The sequence below is a fragment of the Microcoleus pseudofavosus SVA1_A4 genome, from assembly GCF_036700565.1.
Classification (GTDB): domain Bacteria; phylum Cyanobacteriota; class Cyanobacteriia; order Cyanobacteriales; family Microcoleaceae; genus Microcoleus.
On the sequence record NZ_JAUBPE010000013.1, the window covers coordinates 1 to 17,286 of the forward strand.

General features: G+C 45.2%; 19 protein-coding genes and 1 pseudogene. 9 read left to right on the forward strand and 11 right to left on the reverse strand.

The window, feature by feature from the left end:
- The 4 genes and pseudogenes from QUA02_RS07920 to QUA02_RS07935 all read left to right on the forward strand — a co-directional run.
- Positions 1–119, forward strand: a pseudogene (locus QUA02_RS07920) (IS630-like element ISAcma34 family transposase); the annotation flags it as partial.
- A 358-nt stretch (positions 120–477) separates the two neighbouring features.
- Entirely contained in the window at positions 478–600 is a 123-nt protein-coding gene (locus QUA02_RS07925; protein WP_333026528.1) for an AbrB/MazE/SpoVT family DNA-binding domain-containing protein, read from the forward strand.
- Positions 594–872, forward strand: a complete 279-nt coding sequence (locus tag QUA02_RS07930) for a type II toxin-antitoxin system PemK/MazF family toxin (protein ID WP_333026529.1) — start codon at positions 594–596, stop codon at positions 870–872. The genes QUA02_RS07925 and QUA02_RS07930 overlap by 7 nt, the downstream gene beginning before the upstream one ends.
- Before the next feature lie 282 nt (positions 873–1,154).
- Positions 1,155–1,805, forward strand: a complete 651-nt coding sequence (locus tag QUA02_RS07935) for a Uma2 family endonuclease (RefSeq protein WP_333026662.1) — start codon at positions 1,155–1,157, stop codon at positions 1,803–1,805.
- A gap of 71 nt (positions 1,806–1,876) precedes the next feature.
- On the opposite strand, the gene QUA02_RS07940 is transcribed toward QUA02_RS07935, so the two are convergent.
- A complete protein-coding gene (locus QUA02_RS07940) occupies positions 1,877–2,818 on the reverse strand; it encodes a glutathione S-transferase family protein (protein ID WP_333026664.1) in 942 nt (313 codons plus the stop codon).
- 230 nt (positions 2,819–3,048) lie between these two features.
- Here QUA02_RS07940 and QUA02_RS07945 point away from each other — a divergent pair, with 230 nt between their 5' ends.
- Positions 3,049–3,273, forward strand: a complete 225-nt coding sequence (locus QUA02_RS07945; RefSeq protein WP_333026530.1) for an addiction module protein — start codon at positions 3,049–3,051, stop codon at positions 3,271–3,273.
- Positions 3,274–3,276: 3 nt separating this feature from the next.
- On the forward strand, positions 3,277–3,573 hold the full coding sequence (locus QUA02_RS07950) for a type II toxin-antitoxin system RelE/ParE family toxin (protein ID WP_333026531.1): 297 nt from the start codon (positions 3,277–3,279) through the stop codon (positions 3,571–3,573).
- Positions 3,574–3,632: 59 nt separating this feature from the next.
- Here QUA02_RS07950 and QUA02_RS07955 read toward each other — a convergent pair whose 3' ends face one another.
- Entirely contained in the window at positions 3,633–4,535 is a 903-nt protein-coding gene (locus QUA02_RS07955; RefSeq protein WP_333026533.1) for a hypothetical protein, read from the reverse strand.
- Positions 4,536–4,868: 333 nt separating this feature from the next.
- Here QUA02_RS07955 and QUA02_RS07960 point away from each other — a divergent pair, with 333 nt between their 5' ends.
- Positions 4,869–5,816 (forward strand): class I SAM-dependent methyltransferase, encoded by a 948-nt coding sequence (locus QUA02_RS07960; protein ID WP_333026534.1) that lies wholly within the window; start codon positions 4,869–4,871, stop codon positions 5,814–5,816.
- A 202-nt stretch (positions 5,817–6,018) separates the two neighbouring features.
- Positions 6,019–6,903 carry an AraC family transcriptional regulator gene (locus QUA02_RS07965; protein WP_333026535.1) on the forward strand — a complete coding sequence of 295 codons (885 nt, stop codon included), beginning with the start codon at positions 6,019–6,021 and terminating at the stop codon, positions 6,901–6,903.
- A gap of 164 nt (positions 6,904–7,067) precedes the next feature.
- On the opposite strand, the gene QUA02_RS07970 is transcribed toward QUA02_RS07965, so the two are convergent.
- Both QUA02_RS07970 and QUA02_RS07975 read right to left on the reverse strand, forming a co-directional pair.
- Complete coding sequence (locus QUA02_RS07970) at positions 7,068–7,379, reverse strand: HigA family addiction module antitoxin (protein WP_333026536.1); 312 nt, start codon at positions 7,377–7,379, stop codon at positions 7,068–7,070.
- 49 nt (positions 7,380–7,428) lie between these two features.
- The gene (locus QUA02_RS07975; RefSeq protein WP_333026537.1) at positions 7,429–7,707 is read right to left on the reverse strand and encodes a type II toxin-antitoxin system RelE/ParE family toxin; all 279 of its coding nucleotides are present in this window, start codon (positions 7,705–7,707) and stop codon (positions 7,429–7,431) included.
- A 391-nt stretch (positions 7,708–8,098) separates the two neighbouring features.
- On the opposite strand from QUA02_RS07975, the gene QUA02_RS07980 reads away from it, so the two are divergent.
- Positions 8,099–8,371, forward strand: coding sequence for a hypothetical protein (locus QUA02_RS07980; RefSeq protein WP_333026539.1), 273 nt, complete (start codon positions 8,099–8,101; stop codon positions 8,369–8,371).
- 37 nt (positions 8,372–8,408) lie between these two features.
- On the opposite strand, the gene QUA02_RS07985 is transcribed toward QUA02_RS07980, so the two are convergent.
- From QUA02_RS07985 to QUA02_RS08015, 7 genes are all read right to left on the reverse strand, one after another.
- A complete protein-coding gene (locus QUA02_RS07985; RefSeq protein WP_333026540.1) occupies positions 8,409–9,761 on the reverse strand; it encodes a cytochrome P450 in 1,353 nt (450 codons plus the stop codon).
- Positions 9,762–10,221: 460 nt separating this feature from the next.
- On the reverse strand, positions 10,222–10,728 hold the full coding sequence (locus QUA02_RS07990) for a MogA/MoaB family molybdenum cofactor biosynthesis protein (RefSeq protein ID WP_333026541.1): 507 nt from the start codon (positions 10,726–10,728) through the stop codon (positions 10,222–10,224).
- Between the two features lie 69 nt (positions 10,729–10,797).
- Positions 10,798–11,133, reverse strand: a complete 336-nt coding sequence (psb28, locus tag QUA02_RS07995; RefSeq protein ID WP_333026542.1) for a photosystem II reaction center protein Psb28 — start codon at positions 11,131–11,133, stop codon at positions 10,798–10,800.
- Positions 11,134–11,429: 296 nt separating this feature from the next.
- Positions 11,430–12,908 (reverse strand): DUF1565 domain-containing protein, encoded by a 1,479-nt coding sequence (locus QUA02_RS08000; protein ID WP_445305153.1) that lies wholly within the window; start codon positions 12,906–12,908, stop codon positions 11,430–11,432.
- Positions 12,909–13,355: 447 nt separating this feature from the next.
- Positions 13,356–13,952, reverse strand: coding sequence for a Uma2 family endonuclease (locus QUA02_RS08005; protein WP_333026546.1), 597 nt, complete (start codon positions 13,950–13,952; stop codon positions 13,356–13,358).
- A gap of 154 nt (positions 13,953–14,106) precedes the next feature.
- A complete protein-coding gene (locus tag QUA02_RS08010; RefSeq protein ID WP_333026547.1) occupies positions 14,107–15,852 on the reverse strand; it encodes a hypothetical protein in 1,746 nt (581 codons plus the stop codon).
- Positions 15,853–16,104: 252 nt separating this feature from the next.
- Positions 16,105–17,085, reverse strand: a complete 981-nt coding sequence (locus tag QUA02_RS08015; protein WP_333026549.1) for an SMP-30/gluconolactonase/LRE family protein — start codon at positions 17,083–17,085, stop codon at positions 16,105–16,107.
- Positions 17,086–17,286: the final 201 nt, after the last annotated feature.

Below are 17,286 nucleotides of genomic sequence, written 5' to 3' on the forward strand. Positions count from 1 at the left end.
GGTTTATAAAATATCAATGGCTCGAAATAGATGCCTACTCTAGCTGGCAATCTCTTGTTTCATCTGTAGAAAGAATTATTAAAGAATTTGGAGATAATTATGTAATTAATTTTGCTTAACTACTTACCGAGATTTTGTTACGAAACCCGGTTTCTGAACCCTGCGCGAGCGCGCCTAATCCAAGAAACCGGTTTCTGCGATAATTTTGGCATCCTACCGAGATTTGGGTAAGAAACCCGGTTTCACAGACCCGCCCCAAAACGAAAATATTTACAAAACTAAATCTGGTATGCGCTCTATATCTAGCTGTTAGAATAGATAAACCTGAGCGTTAAAATCGCCAATGTATGACAGCAAAAATACACATCAGCAACTTGGGTAATTCCTTGGCTTTGCCAATACCGGACTACATTGTAAAATTTTTCAACCTGAAAGCAGATGATTCAGTAATTTGCAGTATATATAGAAAATGGAAAAATGGTCATTGATCCTGTAAATAATAAAATTTCAAAATATACCCTAGATGAATTATTGGCAGGCGAAATAGAACCCAGCGAAGAAATCTTTTGGGGAAAACCAGAAGGAGAAGAAGTTTGGTAAACTATATCCCCGAACGAGGTCATTTTATTCGCCTCAATTTCGATCCTCAAGCAGGACACGAACAAATGGGTATTCGACCTGCACTGGTTGTAAGTCAAACTAAATTTAACCGAAAAATGGGGTTTGTGTTTGTGTGTCCAATTAGCACCACACAACGCAAAAATCCGTTTTATGTTCCCATTCCCGAAGGTGAAGTGGTTACAGGTGTAATTATGACAGATCAACTGCGTTATGCAAGATTATCGCTCAAGGCAAGCAAGTTTGATTGGTGAATGTCCAGAAGATTTAGTTAAGGAAGTATTGAAGCGAATTGAACCTATCTTATTTGAAGATATGACTGTTTAGGAGTAGTTAATTATCAAGAATACGGCAGTTTTATAGTTGGCATTAATAATATCGACTCTAATCCAAGAAACCGGGTTTCTGCGATAATTTTTGCATCGTAACCGAGATTTAGTTAAGAAACCCGGTTTCTGAATCCTGGCGCGATCGCGCCATCTACATAATTTATTTCATGTTATCATAAAATCACTTGAGAGCAGAAGGGAATGACAATGCAAACCCAAGAAAAACCAGCCATCGAAAAGAAGCAGCAGACTGAGAAACGCTACTACACGCCAGAGGAATATCTGGCCTTAGAAGAAGCTGCGATCGACAAAAGTGAATACCATGATGGGGAGATCGTACCAATGACAGGCGGAACAACCAACCACAACAGCATAATCATTAACTTGATTGCGAACTTAAAATTTGGCTTACGCGGCAAAGATTACAGATTATTTACTAGCGACGTGCGCCTGTGGATACCCCTAACTCGCCGCTACGTCTATCCCGATATCATGGTGATTCAAGGAGAACCACTCTATCAAGAAAAGAACAAAACAATTGTAACAAATCCTCTGGTAATTATTGAGGTTTTGTCCAATTCAACCAAAGACTACGATCGAGGTGGCAAATTTCTCGCTTATCGCTCAATCCCGGAATTTCGAGAATACATTTTAATTGACCAATATAGCTATCACATCGAACAATTTGCTAAAAATTCTAATAGTAAATGGGTATTAACAGAATATGATTCAGACGAATCTGTATTAACCCTAGAATCCGTAGAATTTCAAATGCCGCTGAGAGAGATTTACGAACGAATTAATTTTGAAGTTGAACACGAAGAAGTAAGCCAGCCAACAAGTGACATTCCCGAATAAGATCGAGTCCGCCCAAGCATCCAAGAAACCGGGTTTGTGCGATTATTCTGGCATCTTCACGCCCGATTTTGTTAAGAAACCCGGTTTCTGACTCCTGCGCGATCGTGAGATTTGAGCAAATTCCCCACATCGGGCCCAGCCGGAATGATACAGCCGGGATTCAGCGGGAACAAATTGCCGTAATAATCGCGCTTCACAGCCTCCAAATCGCAAGTGCCAGCAACTCCCGGTAACTGGTACAAATCGCGCAGGTAGGCTCCCAAATGCTCGTAATCCTGAATGCGGCGCACATTGCATTTGAACAAGCTGTAGTAAACAGCATCAAAACGGAATAGAGTAGTAAACAGCCGCACGTCTGCTAAAGTCACCCGATCGCCACACAGGTAACGACTCCTCAACAGCGAGTGATCGATCTCGTCTAAAACAGCAAACAATTCACTGCAAGCCGAGTCATAAGCAGCTTGAGATTGCGCGAAACCGCAGCGATAAACGCCGTTATTCACCGATTGGTAAATCTTCTGATTCCACTCGTCAATTTGTTCTCGCAAATCCAGAGGATAAAGATCGATTTCAGGATTGCTAGCAAACTCGTTAAACTCCGAGTTTAGCATCACAATAATTTCCGAACTTTCGTTATTGACGATCGCCTTTTTCGAGTCATCCCAAAGCACCGGCACCGTACACCGCCCCTGATAGCCCGGTAAAGCCAACTGGTAAATTTCCGGCATCGTGTTGCAGCCAAAAGTCTCCGACTCCAGCACCCACATTCCCCCTTCAGAGGGATAGACAACAGACACGGATATCGCATCTTCAAGCCCTTTGAGCGCCCTCGTCACCAGAGTGCGGTGCGCCCAAGGGCACCCTTTACCCACGAAGAGGCGATATCGTGCTGTGGCGGGCCCGTGAGGGTTGTCTGCTTCTGTGCTGACAAAGTTGCGGAAAGTGCTGCTGGGGCGAATGTATGCTCCCGTGCGATCGGGCGGCGCTAGTTTTGACATCATTAATTGCCACATTGATGTCCAGACAAATTTGCCGAGCTTGACTGTTACGGATGAAGGAAGCGATTTGTTTTTCACAATGCGATTAAAAGAGGTTTGCTAAACATAATCTGCTTATTTTAACTCACATTGCGAAGTTTGTTCCCTTCCAGGCTCTGCCTGGGAACGCAGATCCAGAGGCTCTGCCTCGATCTTGGTTTTGAGTTATAATAATCTACTAAGTCCTTGGCGCTTAACTCAAATTTATGGATTTCACAGACACTTTAAATCAGATCGTCGCCCTCAGCGTTCAAGATCGGATTCGTCTTGTACAAGCAATCTTAGACAGTATAGCGGCAGAACAAGTTCACCCAGACCTGACAGACTTTCAAAAGCAGGAACTCGATCGCCGAATTGATGATTCTGAAGCAAATCCTGATAATGTGCTGACTTGGGAAGAAGTTAAAGCTTCAGTCAAAGCACGAAAATAAACTATGAATTATGCGTTAGTTTTCCGTCCAGAAGTTCGTGAAGAAGTTGATGAAGCATACACATGGTATGAAAGTCAGGAACTAGGACTTGGTGACGAGTTTTTAGACTGTATTGACGAAATGCTCGATCGAATTTGCCAGATGCCGGAGTCCTATCCAGTTGTCTATCGCGATGTTCGGCGATCGGTGGTGCGTCGCTTTCCCTATGCTGTGTATTATCGCATTGTATCAAGCCGAGTGATAGTGACCGCCATTTTTCACGGTCGCAGAGACTCAACAGCATGGCAAACGCGAACCTAACAAGTTCCCTCGTTACCATGCTCTGCCTCGATCTGTTCCCTCACCTGAGAACGACTTTTCTAGTATCTGCCAGAGGCTATTTCAGCATAAGCTCGATCGATCAATTGGCGAGCAACCGTCTGAATTCCCGTATGTTCGTAATAATTGGTAGTCATGTCTAAAAACGCGGCGACATAATCCAATTTGTCATCAGTAACATCAACGTATTGCTTGAGATTGCCTAAAACTGTGGCGGGAGTTAAGCCGCGAGACTGTACTAAATTGTTCATCCAACCTTGGGCTGAGGCGAAAGTTGCTGTCACAAATCCAAATTTTGCTGCATTATTTGTGCCGGGAATTAGGTTGCTGATATTTTGGAATGTTGAGTTTTGCTGCAAGGCTGAAGGATTCAAGCCACCTAGGGTATTTTGCGCTACTCGAATGAAGTCCGGGCCAAGGGGAATTAAACCGTCAGCACAAACTAAAGCAGCCATCCGCATCAGAGATTCGCCTTTGTAATGAGATAAATAATTACCAAAGCTTCCCACATTGTCAAGGGAAATATTGTTAAGTTTGCAGAAGGCAATTAGCTCGATCGCCACTTTGACGCACAAGTCGATCGTTTGAGTTGTGTCAGCTTTGGGAGTGAGGCGGCTTATGAAGGAGAGAAAGCCGATTTTTTCGCCGATTTTATTCGCCATAGCCGTTGCACCTAACGCACTGTCGGCGCTGTCTGCTAACTGGTAAAGCCTGACTGCGCCTTGATATGGCTCGTTGGGGTTAGCGTAAAGCTCGATCGCGCGATCGCGAATTTTCCGAACAAATGTGCGCTTTGTTTCCCCTGTCACCGCTTGAATAGTATTATCAAAACCCGTGAGATTATTCCACTCGCCCGGAACCACAAAATCCAGGGATTTTAGCATCATCACAGTAATCCCAGAAGAGGGCAAATTGTCAACCAATTCAACAATAGATTTGCTCACCACAAACTCCTAAATAGCCCGATTTAAAGTGTTCTATCAAATACTCCATCTTCGGCAAATCCGATTCCCGATTCCGGGTGAATTCCCCCGAACGAAGTAGGTAGGTACAAATAAATATTACAGTATCAGAGCCAGTTTTACCCTACTCTTGTCTTTGCTCTCTTCTCGCTCCTCTGCGTTCTCTGGCGCCCTCTGTGGTTCATAAAAAAAAGTCTTTTTCCCAAAACATTTGCATTTCACTCGCGATCGCCAAGTTAAGTTTGATTATATTGACCAACTCAAAAGCGCCCAAAGGTGTTAAAATAAATGGCGCAAAATAAAAAAACATAAAATATGACTGTTGCAGTTAACAAAACTCCCGGATTAGCCTCGCGCTTAGTAAACGGCGTACTTTCCATCAAGCCTTTGGCTAATATAGCCAAGCACCAAGCGCGGGAAATGATGATAACAAGAGCCGAAAAAATTGGAGTGCATTGGCGACAAGAATCCCAAGCACTTTTAGCTCGAAATTGGGATGCAGAATTGCTCAGCGTCCAAAATCCCGATCTTGTTTACCCGAAATATTATCTAACTTCATTCCACGCTTACGAAAAAGGTAATATGAGTTGGGAAGCTGCTACAGAAGTAGAAGTTGCCGCCCGTACAGTTCACGCGGGAATTTGGCCGGAAGCGGGTGCAGAAGGCGATGCTAAACTCCGCGCCAGCTATCACGAAGTCATCAAATCTCAAATTGCTTCTTCACCGCAGGATATTGTAGATTTGGGATGCAGTGTGGGAATGAGTACCTTTGCCCTTGGGGAGGTTTACCCGGAAGCGAAGATGACTGGGGTAGAGTTGTCGCCTTATTTTTTAGCAGTTGCTAAATACCGTTCCCAACAGCGAGAATCTGAATCTTTACATCAAAAATCTCCGACTTGGGTTCACGCTGCTGCTGAATCTACTGGTTTACCGGCGGCTGCTTTTGATTTAGTTTCTATTTGTTTAGTTTGTCACGAATTGCCACAGAAAGCTACTAGAGAAATATTCCGGGAAGCGAGGCGTTTGCTGCGTGTTGGCGGACATTTGACAATTATGGATATGAATCCTCAGTCGGAAGTTTATGCCAAAATGCCTCCTTATATTTTGACTTTGCTCAAGAGTACGGAGCCTTATTTGGATCAGTATTTTGGGTTGGATATTGAGCAAGCTTTAGTTGATTCTGGTTTTGCCCAGCCGACAATTACTTGCAATACAGTCCGACACCGCACTATTGTTGCTGAGGCAATAAACAGTCAGGTTTGATGTTTGAAAAATGTTTGCGGTCGATGATGCTTAACAAGTGTATTAGACCGCAACTGCGGTGCAATGAAAAACAGTTAAATTATTCCAGTCGCCCGGAAATACAAAATTATAAATAAATTGGTTATGAAGAATTGAGCAACTTCTGTCAGGCTTCTTTGATGTTAAGGCGATAGCTTATATATAGGCCGAGGAGGAAACTTCATTGACTACAGCAACTGTTGCTACCTATCACGCTAGATTCCGCAAGGTGCTTGAGTACATTGATGCTCATCTGGACGATGACCTTACTGTCGATCGGCTCAGCAACGTTGCTGCATTCTCGAAGTATCATTTTCACAGGCAGTTCTCTGAGCTTTTCGGGGTTAGCGTATACAAATACGTCCAGCTCAATCGCTTGAAGCGCGCTTCTTATCAACTCGCATTTCGCGATCGCAATCAGATCGTTGATATCGCGCTGGCAAATGGTTATGAAAGCCCTGAATCTTTCGCGCGCGCATTCAAGAAGAGCATAGGGCAGACCCCTTCCGAGTTCAGAAAGCAACCGCAGTGGGATACTTGGCACTCGATTTACCAACCATTAAGTGACTTAAGAATCAACCACATGAAACCAGAAAATTACCCCGCACAAGTCAAGTTAAGCACCTTTAAAGACACCAAAGTTGCCGTGCTTGAACACCGTGGCGACCCAAATCTCATAGAGCACTCAATACGCAAGTTTATCGAATGGCGAAAGCAGAACAATCTATCACCCAAAGTCAGCGCTACTTTCAATATTCTCTACGACAATCCAGCCGAAACCTCACCTGATGATTATCGCTTGGACATCTGCGCGTCAACTCAACGCGATGTGACTGAAAACTCATTTGGGGTTGTAGAAAAAACAATTCCCGGCGGTAGATGCGCTGTATTGCGGCACATAGGCTCCGACGACAATATCGGTGAGAGCGTCAGGTATTTGTATTCGGAATGGCTCCCGCTAAGCAAAGAAGAACCGCGAGACTTTCCACTGTATTTCCAGAGAGTCAGCTTTTTCCCTGATGTACCAGAACATGAGGCGATTACAGACGTGTTTCTTCCACTTCAGTAAAATCGCACAAAGAAATGTCACATTTTATCTCTTAGTCTGCGGAGGCGGACTTCGTTTGTATAGTTGGGGGTGAAAATCGAATGCTGAGCGCCAGCACATTCGATTTTCACCCCCAAAGCGGTTTCAACCGCCGGACTTTTTAAATCTGAGATTAACATATCGCGCTATGCTACCGTAGATACTTTTTCGTACTCTTCACTGTGTTTTTGCACTGCATCCCAAATATCAACTTTTTGCTGAAGATTAAGCCACAGTTGAGGGCCATTCCCCAACGCTTTCCCAATCCGAATTGCCATATCTACTGTAATTGGTCTTTGACCTAAAACAATTTCGTTGACACTACGGCGGGATACACCAAGTATCTCAGCAAACCTGGTTTGAGTCATTTCAATATCTTCAAGTACATCTGAAATGACCTCGCCCGGATGTACTGGTCTTACTTTCCTCCCTTGAATAATGTTTTGTATGTCTTTCATGTAATTCTCCTTACGCTTGAAGTTAAATTTTTAGATTTTGTTTTATGGGCTAGTGATAATCTTCGATATCTATATCGTATGCGTTGTTATCCTGAAATGTAAAAGTTATACGCCAGTTACCTGATACCTTTATTGACCAAGTTCCCTGTCTATCACCTTTAAGCTCGTGTAAATCATAGCCTGGTATTCTAATATCATCTATAATTATTGCTGTATCTATTACTTCAAGTCTTGCTCTTGTCCTTTTTTCAAGTTCTTTAGGAATTCCTTTTGCATTACCTTCCCTCAATAATCTTTCTAATGCTTTATTTTTAAAAGTTTGTATCATGTGAAATAATCCTTCAATCAAGGCTGAATATCCAGTTCATAGCACTTATATATATTAATTAAAAGTTTTTGTAACCTTTGAGATTACTTTACTAATGTAACCTATGAGGTTACAGATGTCAAGCCTAAAATGATTGCAAAAGCAAAAATCGCTCCAATCTACTAACAGGGCTGGATCTGGGAGAAGGAAAAAGCGATCGTAGTGGCTGAGCTAAGCGGATGGTGTTGGCGGTCAATGACGCTCCAAAACTGGATTCGATCGCACTAGCGGTAGAATTAACAGTTAGACAGCAGTCTGAGCTAGAAGATTTTGATAGCATCCTAAAACAAGGACATCTTCATGAACCCGACAGCCCCCCTCTCAAAACATCCTCGATTGTTTGCAGGTTATTTTGGATGCCACTGCAACGAAAAACTACGAGCTTTTTACCACAGTGGGCGATGCAGGCTACAAAACGAGCATTACACAAAAAATGTTTGACGATGTTAGCGAGCAGCTCGCTTCACGCCTGCAAAAGGGATATTCAATTAATTATTTTGGTGAGCTAAAACAAGGTAATTGTCAGGTTTATTTGTGGAAGCTGAGTTTTGAAGATGATGGAGATGAATTTGTGGTACACATGACGATGAATGGAGACAAAGTTGCGGGGATTTTCATCGAATAATATATCTTGCTTGACACGGCGTTTTACTGAAATGAATCTAACGCCGATCGCCCACAACCGTTAATCGAAATCTATCCGGCGGCACAAAGGTGATTCCCCGGCGGGCGGGACGAATTGGCCGATCGATATTCGATACAAACTCACGCGAAGACAGCACCGTGGCTAAAACGAGCTTCATTTCAAACATCGATAACGCCATCCCGATGCAGCTTCGACTCCCGCCTCCAAACGGTAAAAATTCAGAGGCGGAAAACTTGCGCTCTAAAAAGCGATCGGGATGAAATTGAGCGGGATTTTCGTAGGTTTCAGGGCGACGGTGCGCCAAATAGACACAGGGGATTAAAATCGTTCCCGGTTGATATGTATAGCCTTCGAGTTCGATCGTCCGTTTCACCTTGCGCGGCTGCGAAATTAACGCGATCGGATAAATCCGCAGCGCTTCCTTGCAGACTGCTGTTAAGTAGGGCGACTGCGAAAGCGCTATCGGATCGGGATTCTCGCCCAATTCATCCAATTCCTTCCGCAATCTAGCGAGACATTCGGGAAACTGATGCAGCCAGTAAAACGCCCAAGTCAATGCCGATCCAGTGGTTTCATGTCCCAACAACAACAGCGTCATCAACTGATCGCGCAATTCTCGATCGCCGATGGATTCGCCGGTGTCGTCGCGGGCCATCATCAAGACTGACAGAATATCCGTGCGAGACGAATCGAGAGAATGCGATCGCCTCTCGGCAATTTCCGCATAAATCAGCGAGTCAATCTCCGCCATCTGCTGCAAAAAATGACCCCACGGACTCCAAGAACCCAAATTTTGCTGCAACGGTTCAAAGAAAAATTGCATCGAGTACAGCTCAGAGGTAATCGCCTCTAAAAGCTTGCTGAGCAATTGTTTCAGGCGTTCGTAGCGCTCTCCCGGCACTAATCCAAACACGACTTGCAAGATTACTTGCAGCGAAATTTCTGACATTTCTTGCCGCACTGCGATCGCATCTCCAGCTTTCCAGTCGATCGTCCGCTTTTGCGTCAAATCAACAATCAAATGCCCTTGACTGTGCAACTGTTCCCGATGCAGCGCGGGCATTAATAGCTGTCGCTGTCGCAGATGTCGCGGCCCTTCATTCATAATTAGGGATTCATTTCCCACCAGCGGGCGAAATACGTTGGTCACTTTGCCAAACTCAAAGGCATCGGCTAACGTCTTAAACACCGCCTGAATGGCTTCTGGACTGCCCAGAAACACCACGGGGGGCGAAGCGGGCCCCAACACGCGGGCGGTAAAGGTATCGCCGTATTTGGCCCAGGAGCGATCGAAAAATGCGATCGGGTCAGCTACCAGCGAAAGCGTTTGGAACAAAGCAGGAGAACGAGATCCGGTAGGCAGCGTCATTGCAAAACTGGCGATACACAATATTTCTAGTGTATTTTGACATATTGCGAATTCCTCGATCGACCGTTGGCACCCTGAAATTTATCTGCGGTCGATCGACGGTAGGCTAGAAACTGGGTTTCTGAGCGTAAGTTTTAACTCACATCTTGCACCATTCTCAATAACGGGCAAGATGCCCGTTCCACAAAGAGTGGATTTCTTGTGGAACAGGCATCTTGCCTGTTCGTAAAAAGCTAATTGAGAATCGTGCAATATCTCAGTTTTAATTAACTTAGTGCAAGGCGGTCGATCGAGTAAAAGCTCGATCGATCTTTGATAATCAATTCCGGCTGCACTCCTTATGATAGGTCGGACACGGCAATGCCGTGTCCCTACCGCGATCGATTGTAGGGACACGGCATTGCCGTGTCCTCCGTTTATATCATTCCGATGAAGAGCGGAATTGATATACCTCCCGCCCTCAACCTCCGCGCAACTGCGTCACCAAATGAACTAATTCCGGTAAAATTAGCTTTTCCACAGCTAGTTTTACGCCATTGCTAGAGCCCGGAAGAGAAAAGACCAACTTACCTTGATACACGCCTGCAACGGCACGAGAGGCGATCGCCCTCGAACCAATTTCTTGATAGCTCAAAAACCGAAATATCTCCCCAAATCCCGGTAAAATCCTGTCGAGCAAACTCTCCATCACATCGTAAGTCGTATCTCGGGGAGCGATGCCCGTGCCGCCGTTAAAAATGATTGCATCCACATCTTCACGCTGGGACAACGCCTGCATTTGCAATACAATTTTTGCCGCATCATCTTTAACAACAGCGTAACCTACCACAGAGTGACCGGCATCTTTTAGCAGCCTCTTAGTTAACAAGCCGCTATTGTCTGTTTCAGCCGAGCGCGTGTCGCTAACAGTAATGATAGCGCAATTTACGGTTATTTTAGATAAGTCGGGGTGAGGAATTTGCGTCATATTTTCTTGTTGTAAGTAATCGGCAACCGGCGATCGGCCAATTACCAATTACCAATTACCAACTACCCATTATGCCTTGCTAAATCCTAAGCCGTTTGCTTGCGAGTAGCGTTCCATGAAACGCATAAATCGTTCCCATTCTGCGGCACTTCTCATTAGATAAAGAGCTTCCAAGCCCGCAGGCTGACCGTTGATGAACTTAGCCTTAACTTCGCGAGTGAGGAGTTCGCCTTCTTCGTCGATCATGTACATTCCAGTAATGTCTTGGGTACTGGTGCTGCTGAGAGCTTTGGGATTTTCAAAAAGAAACGTCGCAGTGCCTTGGTCTCCGCTTTTAGAACGGGTTAGGCGCACTTCGGGCACAGCATCTTCGTCTATACCCCGAGAGAATTGAATTTTAGCCATAATTTGACAGTCGAACCTTAAAGATTGCTTAATTTCTTAATCTTTTATCATAAAACGATTCGGGCACTGGCAAATCAAGACTTGGGAGGGGGGGAGAGTGGGTGTGGGGGAGAGTGGGGGAATCAGAGACAAAGGAGAGGGGAGATGGGTTGGTTCTTTGTACCTGATATCGTTTCCGGCTGCATCGGAATGATACTGAGGACACGGCAGTGCCGTGTCCCTACAATTAATCGGGGTAGGGACACGGCACTGCCGTGTCCTGACTGTGAGTAATATTAATTCCGATGCTAGCGGACTTAGACGATGTAGGGAGAGTTAATTGGCTCGGCCCGCTTTGTGGCTACCAGAGTTTGGTAGATGAGGGCGGATATCTCGCCGCGGGTGATGTCGCGGGCGGGGGAAAGTTTTTCGCGCGCGGGATAGTTGACCACGATTTTGCGCTCTGTGGCGGTTGCTATGGAGTCGGTGGCAAAACTGGGAATCTGAGCTCGATCGACATAAACGCTCAAAGAATTGGGGTTGCCGCCGACAAACTGCAAGCCGTTTACCAAAGATACGATCGCCTGAGCTCTAGTCAAATTCTGCTCCGGGCGAAACGTGCTGTCTGGATATCCAACCAAAAACCCAGCTCGATTAGCAATTGCGATCGCTCCCTTCGCCCAAAAATCCGCCGCCACATCCTTAAAAACCGTCGCCTCGCGGCGCGGCACCAATTCAAAGGCCTTCGCCAACAAAGCAGCGTACTGAGCCCTAGTTAAACTCTCATCAGGTTTAAAAGTACCGTTGGGAAACCCGCTAATAATATTCATCTTTGCCAAGCGATCGATAAAATCCTTGGCCCAGTGCGTGCTGATGTCGCTGAACTTTACCCCCCCAGGAGTCGGAGTCGGCGCTGGAGTCGGAGTGGGCGTCACATTCCCCAACTCAAATAAACCTTTCACCCGCGAAGGATTGAGCTGATTTCCCACCGCAAAAATCTTCACCCCAGTCGCATTTTGCAAATCAAATTCGCCGTTATCCCGAAAAATATTGCCGCCCAAATCTTGATCCGTACCAATATCTGGCAGCGACTTCCCCACAGCAGTCAAACCGTCTTCGGTATTTTTTTCAATGCGATTCTTGCGCAAAACCGGCTTAGATTCCCCCGCTAAAACTATACCGGAGCGATTTTCCAAAATTTGGTTATCAGCAATAAAAGGAGCCGACTGAGCTTGCAGAGAAATGCCGAAACCCGTCTTTTGAAAAACATTGCGCCGTATTACTCCCTTAGCAGTTCCCGCCGTAATTACGCCAGCCGCTGAGTTTTCCACAAATATGTTGTCGAGAATCGCAGGAGTAGCGTTGCCCGTGGCAAAAACACCTTCGCGCTTGCAAAGCGTGAAAGTGCAGTTAGCCACAGTCGGAGAAGTTGACTCAATCCAGACTCCCGTGCCGCGACTATCGAGATTAGTGACAGTCACTCCGCGCAATTCCGAATTAGTTGCTAGCAGTATGGTGATATTTTGACCGGCAGCGGTGGGACTGACAAATTTGCCGCTTCCTTGAATTAGAGTGCCGCTACCTTTGTTAGCTTCATTGCCAATAACTTTTACTCCCGATGGAATTTCCAAGGGAAATTTTTCGCCGCTAGCTGCGCTGTAAGTTCCCGGTGCTAGCTGAATCGTAGTTCCCGATGCAGCGCTGCCGATCGCGCGGGCGATGGTTTTGAATGGAGCCGATTGGCTGCCGGCTGCGGAATCGCTGCCTGTTGTCGAGTTGACGTAAAGTGTTGCCATGTTTTTGTGGAAGAATAGAATTTGCGATCGAGCTTTTATGCACTTTTCATTCTCTACCAACCTGACCCCGGATCTATATTCACCTTTGATATCAAATCCGGTAGCATCGGAATTAATATTACCCATAGCCAGGACACGGCAGTGCCGTGTCCCTACAATTAATCGCGGTAGGGACACGGCACTGCCGTGTCCTCTATATAATTCCGGTGCAACCGGAAACGATATGATTTAGGAGATTATTTAATTGCACCATATCCGCAACATCACTCATCAGCAGTGGCAATCGCAGGGGGATTATCCCTACAAAAGACTGTATTTCTCGTTCCCAGAAACAGTAGAACCAGACTTATTTAAGAAGTCCGGGATCTGGAAATTCTATTTTTTCCAGGTGTTGCCAAAACCACTAAATTTTCGATCGCCTCCACCGGAAAATCGAACGTCTTGCTGTCATGTACGATCGGTCGAGATTCCCTGCCCAAAAACCTTAACCGCTTCTGCCAAATCTGTTTCACCCATTAAAATGCAGCGTCTTAGTAAATCGATATCCAGCGTTTCCAATCCTGACAGTTGACTCTGAATTACTTGCTGGTAGCCATCTTCGCGGAGATGATACAGCCGCAGCGTGCCATCTTCCCAAAACCAGATTTCAGGGACGCCCAAAGCTCGATATTTTGGCAACTTGCTCAGTCCACCGCTAGTATAAACCACCTCGATCGACAAATCGGGAATCAACTTAGGTTCTCCCAAACAAAACGATTTGTCTGCTTGAGTTGAAGCTTCTCCCGCCTTCTCCTGCGTCATTGAACCAGAAGGGTAAAACTTAATACCTTGTACCAGCAGAAAAGTGGTCACCAAGTAACCAATGATTTCAGAAAAATTTTCGTGTTGGAATCCCGGCATCAGAATCTCGATCGCACCTGCAAAAAAGGACAACTTTATGCCAGGGGAAGCTTCCGAAACCTTCTGGATTAATTTGAATTGCTCCCAAGTGCCGTTGAGCACCACTCGCCCATCGAGAATTTCGCGATCGAGAACTTGTGTCATTGAGCTACACCATTATCTCCTATGGGAATTATAACGCATTGTGCGATCGCTCCTACAGAAGATCCGTGCAGCAAATGTAGCTGAGGAATCCGAACAGTTCTTTCTAGTTCCCAGGCTCTTCCTGGGAACGCAGATCCCGAGGCTCCGCCTCGCCTTAACTACCAGTCAATTTCACAATACAAGACGCATCCAAAACCACTACAACTTCATTCTGAAAAACAGCACAACTTGTGATTGCTGAAGCTAAGGCGGGAATTTTTCCTTGTTTGAGAGAAAGCATCGCCTCTTGTGCAGTATCAAACTGATCGAGCCAGCCGTAATCCTCTAAATACTGAAGAGTCAACGCATTGCGATTGAGCATCCAAAAATCAACTCCATAGCTATTAATGAAGTTTTGCAATACAGCTCGATCGGGAGTGTACTGAGCGCCAATTAAATCGCTAACTCGCTGCCGATATCTGCTGTAGTAGCCTTTCTGATAAGGCACTGCATATTCCTTTGCCACCAACACAGAACGCTGACTAAATGTTGGCAAATGATCCGTATCTGCCGCGATCGAAGCAATCAAGATATCTTTGGGTTGTTGCTCAAAAAATTTGTACAAAGCCGGCATTTTACCTTCTACATACCCCACTGTGGGAAAGTCTTCAACAAAGCAGGGATAAAGCACCACTGCCACAGCGATAATCGCTGTCGTAATTAGTGCAACTAGATTTTTTAAATAAAATGTAGTTGCGGTTTTTGATGCCCAATGACCTACTCCATCGATAATTAAAGTTAGGACGATCGCACTTATCAAAACAACAATAAATCGCAAGCTGTAAGCAGTATAGCGGCCTGGTTGATACAGTTTAAAAATGGTGGCGTGAGCGGCAAAAAACATCGCCGAGGATGCTAAAAATAGCTGAAGCAACAGCCAAATTTTGCTTTGAATCTGTTTGGCTAAAGGAAAGTGCGATCGCCAAAACAGCAGCAGCGGAAATAACAGCCCGACACAGTGAGTTACAGGCGTAAACAGCGACTTGGGAAACATCCCGCTGCCCCTAGCCGTCAGCCAAAAATCTACCGGATTGGGACGAAAAAAAGCATTTCTGCCGTCGGGAGCAAATTCGGCCATTTGCTTCGCTTCTGCTGCGGTATAAGTGGGGCCAAATTCAGATTTATCTAAGGCATAGGGCAGCATTACTAAAAAAATAACTCCCAAACCTGTAGTGCAAAATAGGTAATTAGTTCGATCGCCCGACAAGCGCAAACTGCCGTTTTTCCAGCATAGCAACCGCAAAACTAAAATTCCGGCAGCAACCAAGGCGTAAGGAGGATAGAATAGTCCGATTAGGGCGATCGCCCCTAAACAAGGCAGCAACGAACTGCGCGACAAATAATATAAAAAAGCCAGAAATATCGGATAGATAAAAGCTCTTGGCGTTGTGGAAGCCAAATCGTCAGTCATCCACATATGCTGATTTAACAGCAAAGATGCAATAAATCCAGTCATCGGTACTGGCAGCATTTCTAGACACAGGCCAAAACAGTAATAAGTCGAGATTAAGCCGAGAAATAGCGGCAATATTTTGTGAAAAAATAGCGGGTGAATGCCAACTGTTGCTGCTAATTTGTAGAGCGTGCTGTATCCTGCGGGGGCGACAGATTGAAAGTAATTAGCAATGAAATCGTTGGGGAATAATTCAGGATCGACAAACCGCATCATCCAGAAAACGTGCTGCCTCGCATCGTCTTGCACCATATACTCGGCGCTGAAGGCTTGCTTGAGTCCTAAAATAGCATAAACTGCGGCAAATGTCAAGCTCAGAGTCAACCAAAATATTGTGTGCGATCGGGATTTTTCATCCACAGTCGCAGTCAGAAATTTATGCAAGCGGGCTATGAACATCGCAGTCATTCGATTTTAGATTTTAGATTTGAGATTTTGGATTGACCCCACGGATCGAGTCGGGGGCTTGAGGATTTTAGATTTGAGATTTTGGATTGATTCCACGGATCGATCGCGTGGCGGGTACCATCAAAAAATTCTTGGTCAAAAAATGTCTTAAATAAAAGTTTGCAGCAGCGCTTAAGAACTACTACAAACAAATACTTTATATGAGATTCGCCTGCAAATGCCACTTTACTTTCAACTTCGCCCGATTTTCGCTCATTTTCCAGGCCGCACGCCCGCAATTTTAAGGCGAATCCGATACAGACTTGTATTTGCCGTAATGTAAAGCGTTTTGCGATCGCTTTCTCCCCAAGCCAAATTAGTCGCCGTCTCAGGCACGGGAATCTTCCCCAAAACCTTGCCATCCGGCGAAAAAATCCACACTCCCCCCGGCCCTGTGCTGTAAACATTCCCCTCTACATCAACTTTTAGACCGTCGGGAACTCCGCCTTGACTGGCATCTTTTAAATCCGCAAAAAGCCGCTCATTTGTAACAGTTCCGTCCGGTTTTACATCGAAAACGGCAATGTATCCAGCTTCCGAATTGTTGACATAAAGTTTTTGCTCGTCTGGTGAAAAAGCAATGCCATTCGGCAGCACCAAATCCTTAACCAGCAGAGTTAATTTCCCGTCTGATTCCAGCCTGTAAACACCGTAAAAACCCAATTCTTCCTGCTCTTTAGTAACACCGTAGGACGGATCTGTAAAATAAATGCTGCCGTCGGATTTAACAACCAAATCGTTCGGACTGTTGAGCCGCTTGCCCTCGTATCTATCCGCCAAGGTGATAACTTTGCCGTCCTTTTCTGTGCGGGATACGCGGCGATTTTCGTGTTCGGCAGTAACTAAGCGGTTTTCTTTGTCTAAAGTATTCCCGTTGGCTTTTCCCGAAGGGCGGCGAAATACCTCAACTTGCTGATTTGAGGCGAATTTATAGATAATATTGGCGGGAATATCGCTGAACAGCAAAAAGCCGTCTGGATGCCAAATCGGGCCTTCTATAAATTGGAAGTCGCCAGCTAGTTTTTCTAATTTTGCGCTGTTATCGAGAATATCTTGCACAGTGTTTTTTTTCTCTCTGTTTTCCGTTTGGGCAGTCAATTTTGTTAAGTTAGCCCTCAGTTTTTGGCTGGGGTTGCTGACTGCTAAAGTTAATATTATCAACAACAAACTAATTGTAGCAATTTTGACTGTCATGTTGGCATCGTAACTTCATTAACCAAGAGCTGATATTATGTCCGATTATACAGCGTATTCCAGTATAGTAGGGACACGGCATTGCCGTGTCCCTAACCGTTATCTGTACTGCACTCAACTGAAAACTGCTATATAACCATTCTGAGGTTTGTAGGAAGGACTTTAGTCCTTAAAGTTTATTTGGGATGACTGAATTCCTCA

Bases quoted from the DNA above. Each gene is read 5' to 3' on its own strand.
- QUA02_RS07925 (WP_333026528.1), top strand. From the start codon at position 478: ATGGTCATTGATCCTGTAAATAATAAAATTTCAAAATATACCCTAGAT.
- QUA02_RS07935 (WP_333026662.1), top strand. From the start codon at position 1,155: ATGCAAACCCAAGAAAAACCAGCCATCGAAAAGAAGCAGCAGACTGAG.
- QUA02_RS07940 (WP_333026664.1), bottom strand. From the start codon at position 2,818: ATGTGGCAATTAATGATGTCAAAACTAGCGCCGCCCGATCGCACGGGA.
- QUA02_RS07945 (WP_333026530.1), top strand. From the start codon at position 3,049: ATGGATTTCACAGACACTTTAAATCAGATCGTCGCCCTCAGCGTTCAA.
- QUA02_RS07950 (WP_333026531.1), top strand. From the start codon at position 3,277: ATGAATTATGCGTTAGTTTTCCGTCCAGAAGTTCGTGAAGAAGTTGAT.
- QUA02_RS07960 (WP_333026534.1), top strand. From the start codon at position 4,869: ATGACTGTTGCAGTTAACAAAACTCCCGGATTAGCCTCGCGCTTAGTA.
- QUA02_RS07970 (WP_333026536.1), bottom strand. From the start codon at position 7,379: ATGAAAGACATACAAAACATTATTCAAGGGAGGAAAGTAAGACCAGTA.
- QUA02_RS07975 (WP_333026537.1), bottom strand. From the start codon at position 7,707: ATGATACAAACTTTTAAAAATAAAGCATTAGAAAGATTATTGAGGGAA.
- QUA02_RS07985 (WP_333026540.1), bottom strand. From the start codon at position 9,761: ATGACGCTGCCTACCGGATCTCGTTCTCCTGCTTTGTTCCAAACGCTT.
- QUA02_RS07990 (WP_333026541.1), bottom strand. From the start codon at position 10,728: ATGACGCAAATTCCTCACCCCGACTTATCTAAAATAACCGTAAATTGC.
- psb28 (WP_333026542.1), bottom strand. From the start codon at position 11,133: ATGGCTAAAATTCAATTCTCTCGGGGTATAGACGAAGATGCTGTGCCC.
- QUA02_RS08000 (WP_445305153.1), bottom strand. From the start codon at position 12,908: ATGGCAACACTTTACGTCAACTCGACAACAGGCAGCGATTCCGCAGCC.
- QUA02_RS08005 (WP_333026546.1), bottom strand. From the start codon at position 13,952: ATGACACAAGTTCTCGATCGCGAAATTCTCGATGGGCGAGTGGTGCTC.
- QUA02_RS08010 (WP_333026547.1), bottom strand. From the start codon at position 15,852: ATGACTGCGATGTTCATAGCCCGCTTGCATAAATTTCTGACTGCGACT.
- QUA02_RS08015 (WP_333026549.1), bottom strand. From the start codon at position 17,085: ATGACAGTCAAAATTGCTACAATTAGTTTGTTGTTGATAATATTAACT.